Origin of the sequence: Pseudomonas sp. URMO17WK12:I9, from assembly GCF_900230165.1 — a bacterium.
GTDB lineage: Bacteria > Pseudomonadota > Gammaproteobacteria > Pseudomonadales > Pseudomonadaceae > Aquipseudomonas > Aquipseudomonas fulva.
Map to the genome: position 1 here is coordinate 43,967 of NZ_OCMQ01000013.1, position 21,275 is coordinate 65,241.

General features: G+C 61.5%; 18 protein-coding genes and 2 tRNA genes. 2 read left to right on the forward strand and 18 right to left on the reverse strand.

Translation table 11 applies throughout. The features are described 5' to 3' along the window. The 10 genes from nusA to rlmE form a co-directional block, all read right to left on the reverse strand. On the reverse strand, positions 1-1,482 hold the full coding sequence (gene nusA, locus CRP40_RS19755) for a transcription termination factor NusA (RefSeq protein WP_023533184.1): 1,482 nt from the start codon (positions 1,480-1,482) through the stop codon (positions 1-3). A gap of 59 nt (positions 1,483-1,541) precedes the next feature. After that, complete coding sequence (gene rimP, locus CRP40_RS19760) at positions 1,542-2,000, reverse strand: ribosome maturation factor RimP (RefSeq protein WP_027915409.1); 459 nt, start codon at positions 1,998-2,000, stop codon at positions 1,542-1,544. A 129-nt stretch (positions 2,001-2,129) separates the two neighbouring features. Beyond that, positions 2,130-2,206: transfer RNA gene (locus CRP40_RS19765), tRNA-Met, on the reverse strand. A gap of 100 nt (positions 2,207-2,306) precedes the next feature. Further along, a tRNA-Leu gene (locus tag CRP40_RS19770) sits at positions 2,307-2,392 on the reverse strand. 19 nt (positions 2,393-2,411) lie between these two features. Beyond that, positions 2,412-2,810: a preprotein translocase subunit SecG gene (gene secG, locus CRP40_RS19775; protein WP_027915410.1), complete on the reverse strand. Its 399-nt coding sequence runs from the start codon at positions 2,808-2,810 to the stop codon at positions 2,412-2,414. 4 nt (positions 2,811-2,814) lie between these two features. Then, complete coding sequence (gene tpiA, locus CRP40_RS19780) at positions 2,815-3,570, reverse strand: triose-phosphate isomerase (RefSeq protein ID WP_027915411.1); 756 nt, start codon at positions 3,568-3,570, stop codon at positions 2,815-2,817. A 65-nt stretch (positions 3,571-3,635) separates the two neighbouring features. Next, positions 3,636-4,976, reverse strand: coding sequence for a phosphoglucosamine mutase (gene glmM / locus CRP40_RS19785; RefSeq protein ID WP_027915412.1), 1,341 nt, complete (start codon positions 4,974-4,976; stop codon positions 3,636-3,638). A 16-nt stretch (positions 4,977-4,992) separates the two neighbouring features. Continuing rightward, positions 4,993-5,844: a dihydropteroate synthase gene (gene folP / locus CRP40_RS19790; RefSeq protein WP_027915413.1), complete on the reverse strand. Its 852-nt coding sequence runs from the start codon at positions 5,842-5,844 to the stop codon at positions 4,993-4,995. Positions 5,845-5,852: 8 nt separating this feature from the next. Continuing rightward, positions 5,853-7,757 carry an ATP-dependent zinc metalloprotease FtsH gene (gene ftsH, locus CRP40_RS19795; protein WP_027915414.1) on the reverse strand — a complete coding sequence of 635 codons (1,905 nt, stop codon included), beginning with the start codon at positions 7,755-7,757 and terminating at the stop codon, positions 5,853-5,855. A 203-nt stretch (positions 7,758-7,960) separates the two neighbouring features. Beyond that, entirely contained in the window at positions 7,961-8,587 is a 627-nt protein-coding gene (rlmE, locus tag CRP40_RS19800) for a 23S rRNA (uridine(2552)-2'-O)-methyltransferase RlmE (RefSeq protein ID WP_027915415.1), read from the reverse strand. 102 nt (positions 8,588-8,689) lie between these two features. Here rlmE and yhbY point away from each other — a divergent pair, with 102 nt between their 5' ends. Then, positions 8,690-8,998 (forward strand): ribosome assembly RNA-binding protein YhbY, encoded by a 309-nt coding sequence (yhbY, locus tag CRP40_RS19805; protein ID WP_023533185.1) that lies wholly within the window; start codon positions 8,690-8,692, stop codon positions 8,996-8,998. A gap of 12 nt (positions 8,999-9,010) precedes the next feature. Here yhbY and CRP40_RS19810 read toward each other — a convergent pair whose 3' ends face one another. The 8 genes from CRP40_RS19810 to grpE form a co-directional block, all read right to left on the reverse strand. After that, positions 9,011-9,460, reverse strand: coding sequence for an MFS transporter (locus CRP40_RS19810; protein ID WP_080992917.1), 450 nt, complete (start codon positions 9,458-9,460; stop codon positions 9,011-9,013). Beyond that, positions 9,438-9,920, reverse strand: a complete 483-nt coding sequence (greA, locus tag CRP40_RS19815) for a transcription elongation factor GreA (RefSeq protein ID WP_176417795.1) — start codon at positions 9,918-9,920, stop codon at positions 9,438-9,440. Before greA ends, CRP40_RS19810 begins: the two co-directional genes overlap by 23 nt. After that, positions 9,917-13,138, reverse strand: a complete 3,222-nt coding sequence (gene carB, locus CRP40_RS19820) for a carbamoyl-phosphate synthase large subunit (RefSeq protein ID WP_027915418.1) — start codon at positions 13,136-13,138, stop codon at positions 9,917-9,919. The genes greA and carB overlap by 4 nt, the downstream gene beginning before the upstream one ends. A gap of 104 nt (positions 13,139-13,242) precedes the next feature. Continuing rightward, positions 13,243-14,379 carry a glutamine-hydrolyzing carbamoyl-phosphate synthase small subunit gene (gene carA / locus CRP40_RS19825; protein ID WP_027915419.1) on the reverse strand — a complete coding sequence of 379 codons (1,137 nt, stop codon included), beginning with the start codon at positions 14,377-14,379 and terminating at the stop codon, positions 13,243-13,245. 299 nt (positions 14,380-14,678) lie between these two features. After that, on the reverse strand, positions 14,679-15,482 hold the full coding sequence (gene dapB / locus CRP40_RS19830; RefSeq protein WP_027915420.1) for a 4-hydroxy-tetrahydrodipicolinate reductase: 804 nt from the start codon (positions 15,480-15,482) through the stop codon (positions 14,679-14,681). Positions 15,483-15,495: 13 nt separating this feature from the next. Continuing rightward, complete coding sequence (dnaJ, locus tag CRP40_RS19835) at positions 15,496-16,620, reverse strand: molecular chaperone DnaJ (RefSeq protein WP_027915421.1); 1,125 nt, start codon at positions 16,618-16,620, stop codon at positions 15,496-15,498. Between the two features lie 191 nt (positions 16,621-16,811). After that, complete coding sequence (gene dnaK, locus CRP40_RS19840; RefSeq protein ID WP_023533180.1) at positions 16,812-18,737, reverse strand: molecular chaperone DnaK; 1,926 nt, start codon at positions 18,735-18,737, stop codon at positions 16,812-16,814. 101 nt (positions 18,738-18,838) lie between these two features. Continuing rightward, positions 18,839-19,396: a nucleotide exchange factor GrpE gene (gene grpE, locus CRP40_RS19845; RefSeq protein ID WP_027915422.1), complete on the reverse strand. Its 558-nt coding sequence runs from the start codon at positions 19,394-19,396 to the stop codon at positions 18,839-18,841. A 193-nt stretch (positions 19,397-19,589) separates the two neighbouring features. Between grpE and recN the strand changes: the two genes are divergently transcribed. Further along, a complete protein-coding gene (recN, locus tag CRP40_RS19850; protein WP_027915423.1) occupies positions 19,590-21,263 on the forward strand; it encodes a DNA repair protein RecN in 1,674 nt (557 codons plus the stop codon). Positions 21,264-21,275 lie beyond the last annotated feature (12 nt).

Below are 21,275 nucleotides of genomic sequence, written 5' to 3' on the forward strand. Positions count from 1 at the left end.
TTACTCGAACCAGTGGGCTCGGGCGGCCATGATCAACTTGCCGGCACGCTCTTCGTCGATGCCGTCGATGTCGAGCAGGTCGTCGATCGACTGCTCGGCCAGGTCTTCGCGGTTAACCACGCCGCGCACCGCCAGTTCCGCCGCCAGGTCCTTGTCCATGCCCTCAAGGGAGAGCAGGTCTTCGGCCGGATGGGCGTCTGCCAGTTTTTCTTCGGTAGCGATGGCCTTGGTCAACAAACGGTCCTTGGCTCGAGCGCGGAGCTCATTGACGATATCTTCGTCAAAGCCATCGATGTTGAGCATTTCTTCCAACGGTACGTAGGCAATTTCTTCAAGGCTGGTGAAGCCTTCGTCGACCAGCACTTGGGCCAGCTCCTCGTCGACTTCCAGTTCATCGATGAAATTGCGCAGGATGTCGCCAGTTTCGGCTTGCTGCTTGGCCTGGATGTCCTTCTCGGTCATCACGTTCAGGGTCCAGCCAGTCAACTGACTGGCCAGGCGAACGTTCTGACCGCCACGGCCAATGGCTTGAGCCAGGTTGTCTTCGGCGACGGCGATGTCCATGGCATGGGCATCTTCATCAACGATGATCGCCGCGACTTCAGCCGGCGACATGGCGTTGATGACGAACTGCGCCGGGTTATCGTCCCAGAGAACGATATCCACACGCTCACCACCCAACTCTCCGGATACGGCCTGGACGCGCGACCCACGCATGCCGATGCAGGCGCCTTGCGGGTCGATGCGCTTGTCCTTGGAGCGGACGGCGATCTTGGCTCGCGAACCCGGATCACGGGAAGCGGCCATGACTTCGATGAGGCCTTCAGCGATTTCCGGCACTTCGATGCGGAAAAGCTCGATCAGCATCTGCGGCGCGGTGCGCGACAGGATCAGCTGAGGACCACGGTTTTCGGTGCGAATTTCCTTGAGCAGTGCACGCAGGCGCACACCCACACGGAAAGTTTCGCGGGCAATGATGTCTTCGCGGGCCAGCAACGCCTCGGCATTGTTGCCCAGGTCGACGATGACGTTGTCGCGGGTGACCTTCTTGACGGTACCGGAGATGATTTCGCCCACACGCTCACGGTAGGCATCGACCACCTGCGCACGCTCGGCCTCACGGACCTTCTGCACGATGACCTGCTTGGCGGTCTGCGCGGCGATGCGGCCGAACTCGATGGATTCGATCTTTTCTTCGATCACGTCGCCAATCTTGGCTTCGGGATGCGTGTCCTTGATCTTGTCCAGCCAGGTTTCGATGGCCGGATCATCGAGGTCGGCTTCATCGACCACGGTCCAACGACGGAAAGTCTCGTAGCTACCGGTGTGGCGGTTGATTTCCACACGCAGGTCGACTTCGTCTTCAAAACGTTTTTTGGTTGCGGTGGCCAGGGCCACCTCCAGCGCTTCGAAAATGACGCCGGGCGGTACACCTTTTTCGTTGGATACCGATTCAACAACCAGCAGTACTTCTTTGCTCATCGTACGCCTCGCCTTGCGCAAGCCATTGGGCCCGGATAATCCGTCGGGCCCGGCACGTCTCAGTCAAAACTGGGAATAATATTGGCCTTGTCGATCGAATCGATCGGCAGTAGGAACTCCTGGTCGTCCACCTGGACCACCACATCCTGCTCCTCCACACCGCGGAGAAGGCCCTGGAAGTTACGACGACCCTCGAAGGGTGAGCGCAGCTTGATCTTCACTTGTTCGCCGGCATGCGAGGCAAACTGTTCCAGTGTGAACAGTGGGCGATCCATGCCTGGAGAAGACACCTCGAGGGTGTACTCGCTGCTGATCGGATCCTCGACATCCAGGATGGCGCTGGCTTGACGGCTGACAGCTTCGCAGTCCTCCACCAGAATGCCGCCTTCCTTGTCGATGTAGATACGCAATACCGAATGCTTGCCCTGGGAAACGAATTCGATCCCCCAGCATTGATAGCCCAGACCCTCGACAACCGGGGCCAACAAGGCCTGCAACTGTTCTAGCTTGCTCGACACCTGAACCCCCTCGTGCATGCTGTGCAAATAAAAAATGGGCGAAGCGCCCATCCCTGAAAGCGCCGTTGGACAACGACGCCTGAACTGTTCGGTTAGCAAAAAGCCCCTGAAAAGGGGCTTCGCTGAAGCTGGTTGCGGGGGCTGGATTTGAACCAACGACCTTCGGGTTATGAGCCCGACGAGCTACCAAGCTGCTCCACCCCGCGACAAAGCTGGGGCGAAAGTATAAGACCGAACCCACTTGAGGGTCAAATCCAAACCTTCACCTGCAAGAAAGCCCGCCAAGGCGGGCTCTCAAGCTTTAAATGGTACCGAGAAGGGGACTCGAACCCCTACACCCTATGGGCACAACCACCTCAAGGTTGCGTGTCTACCAATTCCACCACCTCGGCAATACTACTTTGAAACCCGTTACTTCTGCTCTTCTGCCGGAGGAGGTACATCACCCGAATTAGGAGTGGCTTCGCTCTTCTGTTCTTGGAGCACCGGTACATCATCATTGATGGCCGGTTTTGGCTGCTCTTTCACTTCTAGCACGGCTGGATCTGGAAGACCTGCTTGGCTAAGCTGGTGAGCTTGTTGCTTCGCGAAGTATCCTAACCCAAGTGCTGTCAAAAAGAAAGTGGCAGCGAGTATTGCAGTGAATTTACTTAGGAAGGTGGCAGAGCCCTGACTTCCGAAGACGGTATTGGAAGCACCCGCACCAAAAGATGCACCGGCTTCCGCCCCCTTACCCTGTTGCAACAGTACCAGCACTACCAGCGAAAGCGCTGCCAACAGATGAAAAACAACGATGACTGTTTCCAGCATTTGTTCAGTTTCCTGCGGCGCGACAAATTGCACCGAATTCGTCTGCGTTCAGGGAAGCCCCACCAATGAGACCCCCATCGATATCCGGCATGCCGAACAGTTCGGCCGCATTGGCCGCCTTCACGCTGCCGCCGTAGAGCAACTGCACCTTCGCAGCCACTTCAGCATCTTTTGCCGCCAGCTGGCCGCGGATGGCGGCGTGCACATCCTGGGCCTGCTGAGGCGTGGCCGTTAGGCCAGTGCCGATGGCCCATACAGGCTCATAGGCAATTACCGCATTGGCAAACACACTAACACCGAAAGCTTCGATGATACTGTTGAGTTGACGCCCAACAACTTCGAGCGTTTTGCCGGCCTCGCGCTCTTCAAGGGTTTCCCCAATACAGAGCACGGGCTTCAAACCTTTGGCCTGAGCCGCTGCAAACTTGCGATTCAGCACTTCGTCATCTTCGCCGATTACCTGGCGACGTTCCGAATGGCCAATCAACACCAACTTGCAACCTGCTTCAACCAGCTGTTCCGGAGCAACTTCACCGGTCAGCGCGCCCTGTTCGGGCATTACCGCAGAATTCTGTGCGCCGACGATAATACCCTTGCCGTCGAGTTCGGCAACCACTTGGTTGATGAACAAGGTTGGCGGGAATACCGCGACTTCCACTCCGCTCGGCAGGGCAAGATTGCGCAAACCCTCGGTCAGCTCAGCGACGCTGGCGCGGGTACCGTGCATCTTCCAGTTACCAGCAACCATAGGGCGACGCATGCTTTACCTCGTCGGTCAAAGTGGGCGCAGATCTTACCCAACCAGATTCGCGCTGGCAAGCGGCTTCAGGCACAAACTTCTGCGACGCGCTTTGCCAGTGCTTCGGCATGCAGACGCACCTGGTGTTCATCCTCACCTTCGACCATGACGCGCAACAGCGGCTCGGTCCCGGATTTACGCAGCAACACCCGCCCACGGCCTGCCAGGGCTTCAGTGACCTGCGCGCTGGCTTGCTTGACGTCCGGGTGCTCGAGGGGGTCCACGTCGCCTGCACTGAAGCGCACATTGATCAGCACTTGCGGGCATTTGCGCAGCGCCTGGCGCGCCTGGGCCAGGGTCTCGCCACGGCGCTTGAGCGCCATCAGCACCTGCAGCGCAGCGATGATCGCATCCCCCGTGGTGGTGTAGTTGCAGCACACCACGTGGCCGGAATTCTCCCCACCCACCAGCCACTCGCGCTCGAGCAGCTCGGCCATGACGTAGCGGTCACCGACCTTGGCACGCACGAATGGGATATCCAGGTCCTTGAGCGCAAGCTCCAGCCCCAGGTTGCTCATGAGCGTACCCACCACGCCCCCTTGCAGCTTGCCGCGGTCGTGCAGGTCGCGCGCGATGATGAACAGCAGCTCGTCACCGTCGACGATCGCGCCGGTGTGATCGACCATCAACACACGGTCGCCATCACCGTCGAAAGCGATGCCAAGGTCTGCGTGGCCGACCAGCACAGCGGCCTGCAGCGACTCGATGTGGGTCGAACCACAGCCCTCGTTGATGTTCAGGCCATCTGGCTGGGCGTGCAGCACCGTCACATCGGCACCCAACTCACGGAACACGCTGGGCGCCACCTTGTACGTGGCGCCATGGGCGCAGTCGACCACCAGCTTGAGGCCGGCGAAGCTGGTGCTGCTGGGCACGCTGCTCTTGCAGAACTCGATGTAGCGACCGGCTGCGTCGTTGATGCGCGAAACCTTGCCCAGCTTGCTCGACTCCACGACGGTCATGGGCTGATCGAGCAGTTCCTCGATCATCAGCTCCACTTCGTCCGGCAGCTTGGTGCCCTGCCCCGAGAAGAACTTGATGCCATTGTCATCGTGCGGGTTGTGCGAGGCACTGATGACGATACCGGCTTCGGCATGGAAGGTGCGGGTCAGGTAGGCGATGGCAGGCGTGGGCATCGGGCCCAGCAGCATCACATCGGCGCCTGCGGCCGAAAGACCAGCTTCGAGCGCGGATTCGAACATGTAGCCGGAGATCCGCGTGTCCTTGCCCACCAGCACGCGGCAATGGCCTTGTTTGCGAAACGCCATGCCAGCCGCCCAGCCAAGCTTGAGCATGAACTCTGGGGTGATCGGGTATTCGCCGACGCGGCCACGAATGCCGTCGGTACCAAAATATTTTCTGCTCATAGGGACTCCAATGTTCTTATTCGGCGTGCTGAACGGCGGCGATCATGCGGACCACGTCAACGGTTTGCGCTACATCATGCACGCGCAGGATCCTTGCGCCCTTGGTCACGGCCAGCGCCGCGAGCGCCAGGCTGCCATAAAGACGCTCATCCACAGGACGCTCGAGCGTCAGGCCGATCATGCTTTTACGGGAAACGCCTACCAGCAGCGGACGCCCCAGGCGATGGAGCGCTTCGAGGTGCTTGAACAGGCTGAGATTGTGGGCCAGGGTCTTGGCGAAACCGAAGCCTGGATCGAGCACGATGCGGTCGGCCTCGATGCCCGCGTCCGCACAGGCCACCATGCGCTGCTGGAGGTAGCGCGCCACGTCCTGGGTGACATTCTCATAATGCGGGTCGTCCTGCATGGTGCCCGGCTCGCCGCGCATGTGCATCAGGCACACCGGCAGCCCGGTTGCAGCAGCGGCGTCCAGCGCCCCATCGCGCTCGAGGGCGCGCACATCGTTGATCAGGCCAGCGCCCAGGCGGGCGGCTTCGCGCATGACGGCAGGCGTGGACGTATCCACCGACACCACGACATCGAGATGACGGTGGATGGCCTCGACCATCGGCGCCACGCGCTCAAGCTCTTCGGTGACCGAAACGGGCCGCGCACCCGGGCGGGTGGACTCCCCGCCCACATCGATCAGCGTGGCGCCTGCAGCCACCATTGCCTCGGCGTGGCGCAAAGCCTCGTCGCGCCGACTGAAGCGGCCACCGTCGGAGAAGGAATCGGGCGTGACATTGAGAATACCCATGACATGGGTACGCGACAAATCAAGAACCCGATTGCCGCAAGGCAATCGGGTCGGGTGCTGCACTGAGCTCATAGGTGCCCTTAGTGTTGAGCCGCTGGACCACCGATGGGCGATTCCGGGCGGTCACCCTGGGCAGCCGGTGTACCGGAAGCCGAATCATCATCCCAATCGCGAGGTTCGCGAGGCGTACGGCCGGCCATGATATCGTCGATCTGCTCGGCGTCGATGGTTTCGTACTTCATCAAGGCTTCGGCCATTGCATCGAGCTTGTCGCGGTTCTCGGTCAGCAGCTGCTTGGCAGTGGCGTAGCACTGGTCGATGATGCTGCGCACTTCGGAGTCGATCAGCTTGGCCGTCTCACCGGAAACACTGGTCTGCTGGCTGCCTGCGCTACGACCCAGGAACACTTCGCCGTCTTCTTCGGCATACATCAGCGGGCCCAGCTTCTCGGACAGGCCCCACTTGGTGACCATGTTCCGCGCGATCTGGCTGGCACGCATGATGTCGTTGGAAGCGCCGGTGGTGACGCCGTCGAAGCCCAGGGTCATCTCCTCGGCGATACGACCGCCGTAGAGGGAGCAGATCTGGCTGATCAGCGCACGCTTGGACAGGCTGTAGCGGTCTTCTTCGGGCAGGAACATGGTCACACCCAGTGCACGACCCCGCGGGATGATCGACACCTTGTAGACCGGATCGTGCTCGGGCACCAGGCGACCGACGATCGCGTGACCGGCTTCGTGGTAGGCCGTGTTCTGCTTTTCCTTTTCGGACATGACCATGGTCTTGCGCTCAGCGCCCATCATGATCTTGTCCTTGGCCAGCTCGAACTCCTTCATGTCGACCAGGCGCTTGTTGGCGCGAGCGGCGAACAGCGCGGCTTCGTTGACCAGGTTGGCAAGGTCTGCACCGGAGAAGCCCGGCGTACCACGGGCGATGACGGCCGGGTTGACGTTGTCGCCGATCGGCGCCTTGCGCATGTGCACTTTAAGAATCTGCTCACGACCCCGAATGTCCGGCAGGCCAACGACGACCTGACGGTCGAAGCGACCGGGGCGCAGCAGCGCAGGGTCGAGCACGTCGGGGCGGTTGGTCGCGGCGATGACGATGATGCCATCGTTCATCTCGAAGCCGTCCATCTCTACCAGCAACTGGTTGAGGGTCTGCTCACGCTCGTCGTGACCCCCGCCCATGCCAGCACCACGGTGGCGGCCGACGGCGTCGATCTCGTCGATGAAGATGATGCACGGGGCGTGCTTCTTGGCCTGCTCGAACATGTCGCGTACACGGCTGGCACCGACACCGACGAACATTTCAACGAAGTCCGAACCGGAAATGGTGAAGAACGGCACCTTGGCCTCGCCTGCAATAGCCTTGGCCAGCAGGGTCTTACCGGTACCGGGCGGGCCCACCATCAGCACACCGCGCGGAATGCGGCCGCCCAAGCGCTGGAACTTGCCCGGGTCGCGCAGGAACTCGACCAACTCGCCCACTTCTTCCTTGGCCTCGTCGCAACCGGCGACGTCAGCCAGGGTGGTCTTGACCTGGTCCTCGGAGAGCAGGCGCGCCTTGCTCTTGCCAAAGCTCATGGGGCCACCCTTGCCACCTGCCCCGCCTTGCATCTGGCGCATGAAGAACATGAACACGGCAATAATGACCAGGATCGGGAAGCTGGCAACCAGCAACTGGGTCCAGATGCTCTGCTGCTCGGGCTGCTTGCCCTCAACGGTAACGTGGTTGTCCACCAGGTCGCCGATCAGGCCGTTGTCGGTGATCGCCGGGCGCACGGTCTTGAAGCTGTCGCCGTCGGAGCGCTTGCCGGTGATGATGTAACCGTCGACGGTCACTCGCTCGACCTTGCCATCCTTGACCTGCTGGATGAAGTCGGAGTAGTTGAGGGTCTGCGGCTCGTTAGGGCTGGAGAAGTTGTTCATCACCGTCACCAGGACAGCTGCGATGATCAACCACAGGATCAGATTCTTTGCCATGTCGTTCAATTCGCTACCCTCTGAGGCCGGCGCACGACGCAGCCGTGCCTCGCATGATATTCATCGCCCTAACTTACTACATTGCCCACGCAACCGCAGGCACCGTCTGTAACCCTTTGTGAAATCCAGACTACACGAAGTTCGGACGATCCTGACGCCGTGGCCGATTGGAATTAACTATCGGCCGCTGCGCTTAGTACCGTTCACGCGCCCTTGAACCCCTTGCCAAGCAGGTACTGCTCGCGGGAGCGATCCCGCGATGAAGACGGTTTGCGCATCTGTACCTTGTCGAACTTGGTGCGCACGTCCTTGAGGTACACATCGAAACCTTCACCCTGGAAGATCTTGATCAGGAAATCACCGCCGGGCCGAAGCACGCGGGTTGCCAAATCCAGGGCCAGCTCGCAAAGGAACATGGCTCGCGGTATGTCGACCGCGGGCGTACCACTCATATTGGGGGCCATGTCCGAAATCACAAGGTCTACGTGTGAATCGCCGACGGCTTCGAGAATTTGCCGTAGCACCTCGTCCTGGGTGAAGTCCCCCTGAATGAAGGTGACATCGGGGATTGAGTCCATCTCCAGGATGTCGGAGGCGATCAGTCGACCCTGACCACCAATCAGACGACTGGTCACCTGGGACCAGCCGCCCGGCGCCGCGCCCAGGTCGATGACACTCATGCCAGGACGGATCAGGCGGTCCTTTTCCTGGATCTCAAGCAGCTTGTAGCTTGCTCGCGAGCGGTAGCCGTCCTTCTGCGCCTGTTTGACGAAAGGGTCGTTGAAATGCTCTCGCAGCCAGTTTGCGCTGCTTTTGGAACGTTGTACCACGGGGCACCTCGATGATATGCGTGGTGATTGACTGGGCGGAGCCGGTGGCCCTCGGGTAAAATGCCGGTCAATTTTACAGAATCAGACGGAAAGGGTCAGATTATGCCGCTCAATAACGAGCAGAAGAAGCAATACAAATCCATTGGTCATGACCTCAAGCCGGTCCTGATCGTTGCTGGCAACGGTTTGAATGAAGGTGTCGTCGCCGAATTGGAACGCGCATTGGCCGACCACGAGCTGATCAAGGTCGAAATTCGCTCCGAAGACCGCGAGGAGCGTGCCGAGACCATTGCCGCGCTGTGCAAGGCCGGCCGCGCCGAGCTGGTGCAGACCATCGGCAAGAAGGCGCTGATCTACCGCAAGAACCCTCAGCCGAACAAGCAGCTGTCCAACGTCCACCGTTACAAGTAACGGTGGCGCCGCTCAGTGGCGCGAATGTCGCGCCCTGAGTGGAACGGGCTGGGCGACCAGCACGATGCCGGAAAAGCCCAGCACCAGGAAACAGAACATCTGCCAGCGCTCGCCCACGGAGATCCCGTAGCGCAAGGTGTAGTAGCCGATGCAGGCCCCAAGGCCCAGCAACAGCATCTGGCCACGGAACTGGCGCCACCAGGCAGCCAGGCCTTCCACCCTCGCCAATACGGCCAGCTGGGTGATCAAGCCGAGCAGTGCCACGCCGATCAACCAACGGTCGATCTGCCCGGCAATGTCCTGGACAAGCAATGGCGCAAGGCCGCTGACTTTCAACGCAGGCACCAACCCCACGTGGAACACCCACAGGCCACCGACCCAGAATACCTGGGCCAGCTGCCAGAGGATCCCCTCGAGGGAAGGCGCCCGCAGGCGCCGGTCAGATGTGCTTGACTTCGACAATCTCGTACTCGACCGTACCGTTTGGCGTCTTGACGACAACGGTGTCACCCTCTTCCTTGCCAATGATGGCGCGAGCGATCGGCGCACTGCTGGACAGCTTGCCTTTCTTCACGTCGGCTTCATCCTCGCCAACGATCTGGTAGGTGACCTGATCACCCGTCTCGGTGTTTTCCAGATCGACGGTAGTGCCGAAAATGACCTTGCCCGTATGGGCAATGGCGGTCACGTCGATCACGACCGAGTTCTGCAAACGGCCTTCGATGTCGCGGATACGGGCCTCGACCATGCCCTGCTCCTCGCGGGCGGCATGGTACTCGGCGTTCTCCTTCAAGTCACCCAGCTCACGCGCTTCACCAATGGCTTGGCTCAGGCGCGGGCGCTCGGTCTTGCTCAGAAAGAGCAGTTCTTCTTCCAGGGCGCGAGCGCCCTGGACGGTCATCGGGTATTTGGTCATGCTCATGCTTTGAGTCCTGCGTGCAGATCCTGCAGGCGGCGAACGGTTTTTTCCGGACCGAATTTCAGCGCCTCGCAGATGGCTTCACCGGCCGCAATGGTCGTGGTGCAGTAGATCTTGTGCTGCAGCGCATTGCGGCGAATCGAGTAGGAATCGGCGATCGACTGACGGCCTTCGGTGGTGTTGATGATCAACGACACTTCGTCGTTCTTGATCATGTCGACCACATGAGGACGGCCTTCGGTCACCTTGTTCACGCGGCGCACCTTCAAGCCGGCCGCCTCGATGACCTTGGCGGTACCTGCGGTTGCCACCACTTCGAAGCCCAGGGCGATCAGGTCGCGGGCAACGCCGGCCACTTGCGGCTTGTCGTCGTCGCGCACGCTGATGAACGCAGTGCCACCGGTCGGCAGTACTTCGCTGGCACCCATCTGGGCCTTGGCGAAGGCTTCACCGAAGCTGTCACCGACACCCATTACTTCACCGGTCGATTTCATCTCAGGGCCGAGGATCGGGTCAACCCCTGGGAACTTGGCGAACGGGAAGACGGCTTCCTTCACGCTGTAGAAGTTGGGGATGATTTCCTGGGTGAAGCCCAGTTCCTTCAGGGTTTTGCCTGCCATGACGCGGGCGGCGATCATGGCCAGCGACGTGCCGATGCACTTGGACACGAACGGTACGGTACGCGAGGCACGCGGGTTGACTTCGATCACGTAGATCTTGTCGCCCTGCAGGGCCAGCTGCACGTTCATCAGCCCAACTACGCCCAGCTCCAGGGCCATTTTCTTGACCTGCACACGCACTTCATCCTGCACTTCCTTGCTCAGCGAGTAAGGTGGCAGCGAACATGCCGAGTCACCGGAGTGAACGCCGGCCTGCTCGATGTGCTGCATGATGGCGCCGATAACCACATCGGTACCGTCGCAGACCGCATCCACGTCCATCTCGATGGCGCAGTTGAGGAAGTGGTCCAGCAGCACCGGGCTGTCGTTGGACACCTGAACGGCTTCGCGCAGGTAGCGCTTGAGCTCGTCCAGTTCGTAGACGATCTCCATGGCACGACCACCCAGGACGTAGGATGGACGCACGACCAGCGGGTAGCCGATGGTGCCAGCGGCGCTGATGGCCTCTTCTTCGCTGCGCACGGTGGCGTTTGGCGGCTGCAGCAGGTTCAGGCGCTGTACCATCTGCTGGAAGCGCTCACGGTCTTCGGCACGGTCGATGGCGTCGGGGCTGGTGCCGATGATCGGCACGCCGGCTTCTTCCAGGGCGCGGGCAAGCTTGAGCGGGGTCTGGCCGCCGTAGTGCACGATCACGCCCTTGGGCTTCTCGACGCGGCAGACTTCCAGCACGTCTTCCAGCGTCAGCGGCTCGAAGTACAGACGGTCGGAGGTGTCGTAGTCGGTGGAAACGGTTTCCGGGTTGCAGTTGACCATGATGGTCTCGTAACCGTCGTCACGCAGCGCCAAGGCGGCGTGCACGCAGCAGTAGTCGAACTCGATGCCCTGCCCGATGCGGTTGGGGCCACCGCCGAGGATCATGATCTTGTCGCGGGTCGACGGGTTCGCCTCGCACTCCTCCTCGTAGGTGGAATACAGGTAGGCGGTGTCGGTGGCGAACTCGGCGGCGCAGGTGTCGACGCGCTTGTACACCGGGAACACTTCCAGCTTGTGGCGGTGACGGCGCAGGGTCTTGTCGGTGATGCCCAGCAGCTTGGCCAGACGCTGGTCCGAGAAGCCCTTGCGCTTGAGGCGCAGCATGCAGTCCTTGTCGATCGCGGTGAGGGCCAGGGTCTTGACCTTTTCCTCTTCCTTGATCAGGTCTTCCATCTGCACCAGGAACCACATGTCGATGCCGGTCAGGTCAAAGATCTGCTCGCAGGTCATGCCCGAACGCATGGCGTCGGCCACATACCAGATGCGCTCGGCGCCCGGCACGGTCAGCTCGCGCTTGAGGATGCTGGCAGCCTCGGGGCTGGCCAGGTCGACTTTCGGGTCGAGGCCGCAGGCGCCGACTTCCAGGCCGCGCAGGGCTTTCTGCAAGGATTCCTGGAAAGTACGGCCGATGGCCATGACTTCACCGACCGATTTCATCTGGGTCGTCAGGCGAGCGTCGGCCTTCGGGAATTTCTCGAAAGCAAAGCGTGGCAGCTTGGTCACAACGTAGTCGATCGACGGCTCGAAGGAAGCCGGGGTGCGGCCACCGGTGATGTCGTTCTGCAGCTCGTCCAAGGTGTAGCCGATGGCCAGCTTGGCGGCGATCTTGGCGATCGGGAAGCCGGTAGCTTTCGAAGCCAGGGCCGAGGAGCGCGACACACGCGGGTTCATCTCGATGACGACCATGCGGCCGGTGTTCGGGCAAATGCCGAACTGCACGTTGGAACCGCCGGTCTCGACACCGATTTCACGCAGCACCGCCAGGGAGGCGTTGCGCATGATCTGGTATTCCTTGTCGGTGAGGGTCTGCGCCGGGGCGACGGTGATCGAGTCGCCGGTGTGCACGCCCATCGGGTCGAAGTTTTCGATGGAGCAGACGATGATGCAGTTGTCCTTCTTGTCGCGGACCACCTCCATCTCGTATTCCTTCCAGCCGATCAGCGACTCGTCGATCAGCAGTTCCTTGGTCGGCGACAGGTCCAGGCCACGGGTGCAGATTTCTTCGAATTCTTCGCGGTTGTAGGCGATGCCGCCGCCAGTGCCGCCCATGGTGAACGACGGGCGGATGATGCAAGGGAAGCCAAGCTTCTCGAGCACCGCATTGGCCTCTTCCATGCTGTGGGCGATACCGGAGCGCGGGCACTCCAGGCCGATGTCCTTCATGGCCTTGTCAAAGCGCGAACGGTCTTCGGCCTTGTCGATGGTGTCGGCATTGGCGCCGATCATTTCCACGCCGAACTTCTCCAGAACGCCATGGCGCTCCAGGTCCAGGGCGCAGTTCAGCGCAGTCTGGCCACCCATGGTCGGCAGGACGGCGTCAGGGCGCTCTTTCTCGATGATCTTGGCCACCGACTGCCACTTGATCGGCTCGATGTAGGTGGCGTCGGCCATGGCCGGGTCGGTCATGATGGTGGCTGGGTTGGAGTTCACCAGGATGACGCGGAACCCCTCCTCGCGCAGGGCTTTGCAAGCCTGGGCGCCGGAGTAGTCGAATTCGCAGGCCTGGCCGATCACGATCGGGCCAGCGCCGAGAATCAGGATGCTTTTGATGTCTGTACGTTTTGGCATGGTTGTCACTCAAATCCGGGGTCAGTCGGCAAGCCGCATTGAACAATCTGGGTCAGGCGCATCCGGGCATGGCACATGCCGCCCGGGGCCTTGAAGCAGGAGACTCAGCGGCGCTTGGCCATGGCATCGGTGAAACGATCGAACAGGGGCGCGACGTCGGTCGGGCCTGGGCTCGCTTCAGGGTGGCCCTGGAAGCTGAACGCGCTCTTGTCGGTGCGCTCGATACCCTGCAGGGTGCCGTCGAACAGCGACTTGTGAATGGCGCGCACGTTGCCAGGCAAGGTCGCTTCGTCTACCGCAAAGCCGTGGTTCTGGCTGGTGATCATGACCACACCGGTATCGAGGTCCTGAACCGGGTGGTTGGCACCGTGGTGGCCGTGACCCATCTTCACGGTCTTGGCGCCGGAGGCCAAGGCCAGCAGCTGGTGACCCAGGCAGATGCCGAAGACCGGGATGTCGGTTTCCAGGATTTCCTTGATCGCCTGAATGGCGTAGTCGCAAGGCTCAGGGTCGCCCGGGCCGTTGGACAGGAAAACGCCGTCCGGGTTGAGAGCCAGCACTTCGCTCGCCGGCGTCTGGGCCGGTACCACGGTGACGCGGCAGCCACGGGCGACCAGCATGCGCAGGATGTTCAGCTTGACGCCGTAGTCGAACGCAACCACATGGTAAGGCAGGTCGGCAGCTTCGAGGGTGGGGTGGCTGTCGGTCTTGAGCTCCCACACGCTAGAGCGCCATTCGTAGCGTTCCTTGGTGGAAACCACCTTGGCCAGGTCCATGCCTTTAAGGCCTGGGAAGCCGCGCGCAGCAGCGATCGCGGCTTCTTCGCTGATGTCGTCACCGGCCAGGATGCAGCCGTTCTGAGCGCCCTTTTCACGCAGGATTCGGGTCAGGCGGCGGGTGTCGATACCCGCAATGGCCACCACGTTGTTGGCCTTGAGGTACTCGGGCAGCGACTGAGTGTTACGCCAGTTGCTGGCCAGCAGCGGGAGATCGCGAATGACCAGGCCGGCCGACCAGACGCGGTTGGATTCTGCGTCCTCCGGCGTGGTGCCGGTGTTGCCGATGTGCGGGTAGGTCAGGGTAACGATTTGCTGCGCGTAGGAAGGGTCTGTAAGGATTTCCTGGTAGCCGGTCATAGCGGTGTTGAATACCACCTCACCAACGGTCTGGCCGTCGGCACCGATTGCCTCACCGCGGAAAATACTGCCGTCGGCAAGGGCGAGTATGGCTGGCTTTGTCAAGAAGACCTCCCGAAAATCAAGCATGAAAGGGCGATCGCAGGTTGCAAAAAAGCGGAGTGACGTATGGACACGTCACCCCGCTTTTATGTGCTGAATTCAATTCGCTGCGCGCTTTTAGTGGACACACTAAAGCTGTAGCTTACAGAAAAGTGCGTTTTGGGTCTACCGCATATGTGCCTCTTAAACACATGAATGCGACAGACCGCTGTCAGAGCCACGCGCCAGAAGCGAGCCCCACCGCCTAGACCCGCACCGGTGCGCGTCAGCGGCGGCAGGTTGCCCTGGTCACGACCGATGGCTCAGTGCAGCTCGAGCACATCCTGCATGTCGTACAGGCCAGGCTCGCGCCCGTCCAGCCACAAAGCCGCTCGCACGGCACCCTTGGCGAATGTCATGCGGCTGGAGGCCTTGTGGGTGATCTCCAGGCGCTCGCCCTCGGCAGCGAACAGCACCGTGTGATCACCGACCACATCGCCGGCGCGCACCGTGGCAAAGCCGATGGTCTCGCGATCACGCGCACCGGTCTGCCCTTCGCGGCCATACACCGCCACTTCCTGCAGGTCGCGCCCCAGCGCATTGGCCACCACTTCACCCATGCGCAGCGCGGTGCCCGAAGGCGCATCGACCTTATGGCGGTGATGCGCCTCGAGGATCTCGATATCGACGTCATCGCCCAGCACACGCGCCGCGATGTCCAGCAGCTTGAGGCTGAGGTTGACGCCCACACTGAAGTTGGCAGCGAACACGATCGGGATGTCTTTGCCCGCTTCGGCCAGCAGGTGCTTTTCTTCCACGGTGAACCCGGTGGTGCCGATGACCATGGCCTTGCCATGCTTGCGGCAGAACGCCAGGTTCTTCAGGGTGACCGATGGATGGGTGAAGTCGATCAGCACGTCGAAGTCATCGGCAACCTTGGCCAGGTCGTCTGACAGCAGCACGCCAATGCGCCCCAGGGCCGCCAACTCGCCTGCATCCGCACCCACCAGCGTGCTGTCCGGGCGGTCGATGGCAGCCGTGAGTCCGGCACCTGCGGTTTGCTGCACGGCTTCGACGAGGGTCTTGCCCATTCGCCCTGCCGCGCCCATCACTGCAATACGTCGCATAGCCTTTTCCTTGTCAGAGATCGCCGAAGAAGCGCTTCACGCCATCGAACCAGCCATTGGCCTTGGGCGAATGGGAGCTGTCGCCTTCGAGCGAATCACGCAGCTCTTCAAGCAGCTCGCGCTGGCGACGGCTGAGGTTGACCGGCGTCTCCACCGCCACGCGGCACAGTAGATCGCCCGCACCACCACCGCGCACAGGCGCCACGCCCTTGCCACGCAGGCGGAACTGCTTGCCGGTCTGGGTGCCTTCGGGAATGCGCAGCTTGACCCGACCGTCGAGGGTTGGCACCTCGAGTTCGCCACCGAGCGCAGCATCGGTGAAGCTGATCGGCACTTCGCAGTACAAGTGCTTGCCATCACGCTGGAAGATCTCGTGCTCACGCACGTTGATCACCACGTACAGGTCACCGGTCGGCCCACCGTGCGCGCCGGCTTCGCCCTCGCCCGACAGGCGTATGCGATCACCGGTGTCGACGCCTGCTGGCACCTTGACCGACAGGGTCTTGTATTCCTCGACGCGGCCTTCGCCATGGCAGGCGCCACAAGGGTCGGTGATGATCTTGCCCTGGCCATGGCAGCGCGGGCAGGTCTGCTGCACCGAGAAGAAGCCCTGCTGCATGCGCACCTGGCCGATACCGCCGCAGGTCGGGCACGTCGACGGGGTGGAGCCTTTCTTCGCACCGCTGCCATCGCACGGCTGGCAGTTGACCAGCGTCGGCACGCGAATGCTGACCGTGGTGCCGCGTACGGCTTCTTCCAGGTTCAGCTCCAGGGTGTAGCGCAGGTCGCTGCCGCGCTGGGCGCCACCGCGTCCACCACCCCGGCCGCCGCCGAAGAAATCGCTGAACACATCACCGAAGATATCGGAGAAGTTGGCGCCCCCGAAACCGGCCCCGCCGCCACCCATGCTCGGGTCGACACCGGCATGACCATACTGGTCGAAAGCTGCGCGCTTGCTGGCGTCCGACAGGACCTCGTAGGCCTCGTTGGCTTCCTTGAATTTGTCTTCGGACTCTTTGTCACCCGGGTTGCGGTCAGGGTGGTACTTCATCGCCAACCGGCGATAGGCTTTCTTGAGGTCAGCATCCGTGGCGCCGCGCTCGACACCCAGGACCTCATAATAATCACGCTTGGACATAGGTCATTTGCACCTTGTTGGGCGTCCGGCATCTGCGCCGCGCCGTCAGCACCTGCTCCCCATGAGGGGCTGACAAATGCTGCAAAAATTCTCGAATTCCAGATACGTCAACGCGGGAGCAAGCCCCCGCGCGGCGACATCCTACCAGTTCACCGCCAAACGGCGGTGCACTGGCCGACAACTTGCAGGAATTACTGCTTGTTGTTGTCTTTCACTTCTTCGAACTCGGCGTCCACCACGTCATCGTGCTTGGCTTCCGGCTCGGCCTGCTGCGCGCCGCCCTGAGGCTGTTCAGCCGACTGCTCGGCGTACATCTTCTGGGCAACCGGTGCAGAGACCTTGGACAGCTCTTCGACCTTGGCGTCGATGGCAGCCTTGTCGTCGCCTTTGACGGCGGTTTCCAGGGCGACCACGGCCGCTTCGATGGCAGTCTTTTCTTCGGCGGTGACCTTGTCACCCGCGTCGGCGACCATCTTGCGGGTCGAGTGAACCAGTGCATCACCCTGGTTACGGGCAGCGGCCAGCTCTTCGAACTTGCGGTCTTCCTCGGCGTTGGCCTCGGCGTCACGCACCATGCGCTCGATTTCGTCGTCCGACAGGCCGGAGTTGGCCTTGATGACGATGGACTGCGACTTGCCAGTGGCCTTGTCTTTGGCGCTGACGTGCAGGATGCCGTTGGCGTCGATGTCGAAGGTCACTTCGATCTGCGGCACGCCACGGGGTGCTGGCGGAATGTCAGCCAGGTCGAACTTGCCCAGCGACTTGTTCTGTGCTGCCTGCTTGCGCTCGCCTTGCAGCACGTGAATGGTCACGGCGCCCTGGTTGTCGTCGGCCGTCGAGAACACCTGCGACTTCTTGGTCGGGATGGTGGTGTTCTTCTCGATCAGCGAGGTCATCACGCCGCCCATGGTTTCGATACCCAGGGTCAGCGGGCTGACGTCCAGCAGCAGAACGTCCTTCACGTCACCGGCCAATACTGCGCCCTGGATGGCGGCACCCATGGCAACGGCTTCGTCCGGGTTCACGTCCTTGCGCGCTTCCTTGCCGAAGAAGTCGGCAACGGCTTTCTGAACCAGCGGCATACGGGTCTGGCCACCGACCAGGATCACGTCGTCGATCTTGCTGGCGTCGATACCGGCGTCCTTGAGCGCAATGCGGCAAGGCTCGATGGTGCGGCTGACCAGGTCTTCGACCAGCGATTCCAGCTTGGCGCGGGAAATCTTCACGTTCAAGTGCTTCGGACCGGTTGCATCTGCAGTGATGTACGGCAGGTTGACGTCGGTCGACTGGGCCGAGGACAGCTCGATCTTGGCCTTTTCAGCAGCTTCCTTCAGGCGCTGCAGGGCCAGCGGGTCGTTCTTCAGGTCCATGCCGGACTCTTTCTTGAACTCGTCGACAAGGTAGTCGATCAGGCGCATGTCGAAGTCTTCGCCACCCAGGAAGGTGTCGCCGTTGGTGGCCAGTACTTCGAACTGATGCTCGCCGTCGACTTCGGCAATTTCGATGACCGATACGTCGAAGGTACCACCACCCAGGTCATAGACGATGACGGTGTGGTCGCCCTTGGCCTTGTCCATGCCGTAGGCCAGTGCAGCGGCGGTCGGCTCGTTGATGATGCGCTTGACGTCCAGACCGGCGATGCGGCCGGCGTCCTTGGTGGCCTGACGCTGGCTGTCGTTGAAGTAGGCCGGCACGGTGATGACCGCTTCGGTCACAGGCTCGCCGAGGTAGTCTTCGGCGGTCTTCTTCATTTTCTTCAGCACTTCAGCGCTGATCTGCGGCGGGGCCATGTCTTTGCCGCTGGCCTGAACCCAGGCGTCGCCGTTGTTGGCCTTGACGATCTTGTAAGGCACCAGCTTGATGTCTTTCTGCACGACGTCTTCTTCGAAGCGGCGGCCGATCAGGCGCTTGACGGCAAACAGCGTGTTGTGCGGGTTGGTCACGGCCTGGCGCTTGGCCGACTGGCCGACCAGGATTTCGCCGTCGTTGGCGTAGGCCACGATCGAGGGGGTGGTACGCGCACCCTCGGCGTTCTCGATGACTTTGACGTTACCGTTTTCCAGCACGGAGACGCACGAGTTGGTGGTCCCCAGGTCGATACCGATGATCTTGCCCATGTTAACTCTCCCGAAACTTGAATGAGGTAGCAGCGGCTACTGTGGCCAACTGCGGTAATACTTGAAGGCTTGACACCTAGATGGGGATGCCCGGAAGGATTTCAAGCCTTTTCATCGATAGAAGGTTGCGCTGCGCTCGGCGCCTTGCTGACCACCACCATGGCGGGGCGCAGCAGGCGGCCATTGAGCAGGTAGCCCTTCTGGAACACGTTCAATACGCTGTTGGGTTCGACCTCGGCGTTTTCCTGCATGGCCATGGCCTGATGATGCTCAGGGTTGAACGGCTGGCCGTGCGGGTCGATGGCCTCGAGGTTGTAGCGCTTGAGGGTGTCCTGGAACATCTTCAGGGTCAGCTCGACGCCTTCGCGGATCTGCTTGACGTGTTCGTCCTGGGCGCTGGAGTGAGCCAGGGCCAGTTCCAGGCTGTCGATCACAGGCAGCAGGTCGGTGGAGAATTTTTCCAGGGCGAACTTGTGCGCCTTTTCCACATCCTGCTCGGCACGACGGCGGATGTTCTGCAGTTCGGCCACGGTACGCAGCGATTGGTCCTTGGCCGCGGCCAGCTGTTCTTCGAGTTCCAGCACGCGGGCATCAGCTGCGTTGTCGGCACCGGTTTGCTCGACGTTGAGGTCTTTCTCGTTCAGCTGCTCATCAGCCATGGGATATCTCCTGCGCAATTTGGTGGACTGCGAGCCAGGCTCGCCGGTGATGTGGCGTATATGGGGCCGGAAAATACAGCTTCAAGGGGCAACCCGGTTTTTACGCCTTCAAGCGTTTGCGCCAAAAGGGCATTGGCAGGCTGGAAAAAACTACTGTATAAATAACCAGACATGACTTTCTGGAGTCGCCCTCATGCTGGTGCACCTGTCCATTCACAACTACGCCATCGTCGAACACCTCGACCTGGAAATCGCCCGCGGCATGTCCGTGATCACGGGCGAGACAGGTGCGGGCAAGTCGATCATGCTCGATGCCCTGGGCCTGGCCCTGGGCGACCGCGCCGACAGCGGTGTGGTACGCCCCGGCACCGACAAGGCCGACATCCTCGCCACGTTCGACCTGGTCGACATTCCCGAAGCCCACACCTGGCTGGCCGAACGCGACCTCGCCAGCGACGGGCTGTGCATCCTGCGGCGTGTCATCACTGCCGAAGGCCGCAGCCGTGGCTACATCAACGGCACGCCCTGCCCGCTCGGCGACCTCAAGGCCCTGGGCGAGCTGCTGATAGACATCCACAGCCAGCATGAGCACCAGTCCCTGCTCAAGGCCGACACCCACCGGCGCCTGCTCGACGAGTACGCCGGGGCCATCGACCTGGCCCGGCAGGTGCAAATGGCGGCCAAGCGCTGGAACCAGACGCGACTCGAACTGGAGCGCCTGTCCAATTCCGGCGACGAACAGCGGGCCCGTCACCAGCTGCTCAGCTACCAGCTCGAAGAGCTGGACAACCTGGGCCTGGGCGAAAACGAGCTGGAGCACCTGGAGCAGGAGCACAAGAACCTCACCAGCGCCGAGGCCCTGTTCGGCATTTGCCGCCAGGTCATCGACCAGTGCAGTGAAAGCGATTCGGGCAATGTGCTTGGCGCGCTCACCTCCAGCCTCAACCGGTTGGGCGCTGCCAGCAATGCCCCCAAGGCACTGTCGGAAGCGGCCAACCTGATTGCCAGCGCGCAGATTCAGGTGGAAGAAGCCGTGGGCGAGCTCAACCGTTTCCTCGACAACTTCGATGCCGACCCCATGCGCCTGCAGGCCCTGGAAGAACGCCTCGACACCATCTATACCCTGGCGCGCAAGCACCGGGTGCACCCCACAGAGCTACCTCACCTGCAGCAGCAGTTGATGGAGGAACTCGAAGGGCTCAACGCCAGCGACGAATCGCTGGAACGCCTGGGCGAAGAGATGGCTGCATTCGCTCAGCACTATAAAGAGAAGGCCCGCGAACTGAGCGGGCTGCGTCAGCATGCCGCCAAGCAGCTGGCAGAGGCTGTCGAGCAGGAAATCCAGCGCCTGGGCATGCCTGGCGGTCGCTTCTGCATTCAGCTCACGCCCAATGAGACGGCCGACCTTTCACCCAATGGGCTCGAGCAGATCGAATTGCTGGTCAGTGCCAACCCCGGCCAACCCCTCAAGGCGCTGTCCAAAGTCGCCTCGGGCGGCGAACTGTCCCGGATCAGCCTGGCGATCCAGGTCATCACGGCCCAGACCTCGCGCATCCCTACCTTGGTATTCGACGAAGTGGACGTAGGTATCGGCGGGCCGACGGCGGAAATCGTGGGCCAACTGTTGCGTCGCCTGGGCGAGCGCGGCCAGGTGTTGACCGTCACCCACCTGCCCCAGGTGGCCGCGCAAGGCCATCATCACCTGTTCGTGCACAAGGTCCGCGAGAGCGATACCACGCACACGGCTGTGGCCAGCCTTGGCAAACGCGAACGAGTCGAGGAAGTGGCGCGCATGCTGGGTGGCATCGACCTGACCAAGGAATCGCTGGCCCATGCGCGCAAGATGGTGGTCAGCGGCAAGGCCTGAAGTCATTCGGCA

Coding starts and splice junctions, on each gene's coding strand:
- nusA (WP_023533184.1), bottom strand. CDS start 1,482: ATGAGCAAAGAAGTACTGCTGGTTGTTGAATCGGTATCCAACGAAAAA.
- secG (WP_027915410.1), bottom strand. CDS start 2,810: ATGCTGGAAACAGTCATCGTTGTTTTTCATCTGTTGGCAGCGCTTTCG.
- tpiA (WP_027915411.1), bottom strand. CDS start 3,570: ATGCGTCGCCCTATGGTTGCTGGTAACTGGAAGATGCACGGTACCCGC.
- glmM (WP_027915412.1), bottom strand. CDS start 4,976: ATGAGCAGAAAATATTTTGGTACCGACGGCATTCGTGGCCGCGTCGGC.
- folP (WP_027915413.1), bottom strand. CDS start 5,844: ATGAGCTCAGTGCAGCACCCGACCCGATTGCCTTGCGGCAATCGGGTT.
- ftsH (WP_027915414.1), bottom strand. CDS start 7,757: ATGGCAAAGAATCTGATCCTGTGGTTGATCATCGCAGCTGTCCTGGTG.
- yhbY (WP_023533185.1), top strand. CDS start 8,690: ATGCCGCTCAATAACGAGCAGAAGAAGCAATACAAATCCATTGGTCAT.
- greA (WP_176417795.1), bottom strand. CDS start 9,920: ATGAGCATGACCAAATACCCGATGACCGTCCAGGGCGCTCGCGCCCTG.
- carB (WP_027915418.1), bottom strand. CDS start 13,138: ATGCCAAAACGTACAGACATCAAAAGCATCCTGATTCTCGGCGCTGGC.
- dapB (WP_027915420.1), bottom strand. CDS start 15,482: ATGCGACGTATTGCAGTGATGGGCGCGGCAGGGCGAATGGGCAAGACC.
- dnaJ (WP_027915421.1), bottom strand. CDS start 16,620: ATGTCCAAGCGTGATTATTATGAGGTCCTGGGTGTCGAGCGCGGCGCC.
- dnaK (WP_023533180.1), bottom strand. CDS start 18,737: ATGGGCAAGATCATCGGTATCGACCTGGGGACCACCAACTCGTGCGTC.
- grpE (WP_027915422.1), bottom strand. CDS start 19,396: ATGGCTGATGAGCAGCTGAACGAGAAAGACCTCAACGTCGAGCAAACC.
- recN (WP_027915423.1), top strand. CDS start 19,590: ATGCTGGTGCACCTGTCCATTCACAACTACGCCATCGTCGAACACCTC.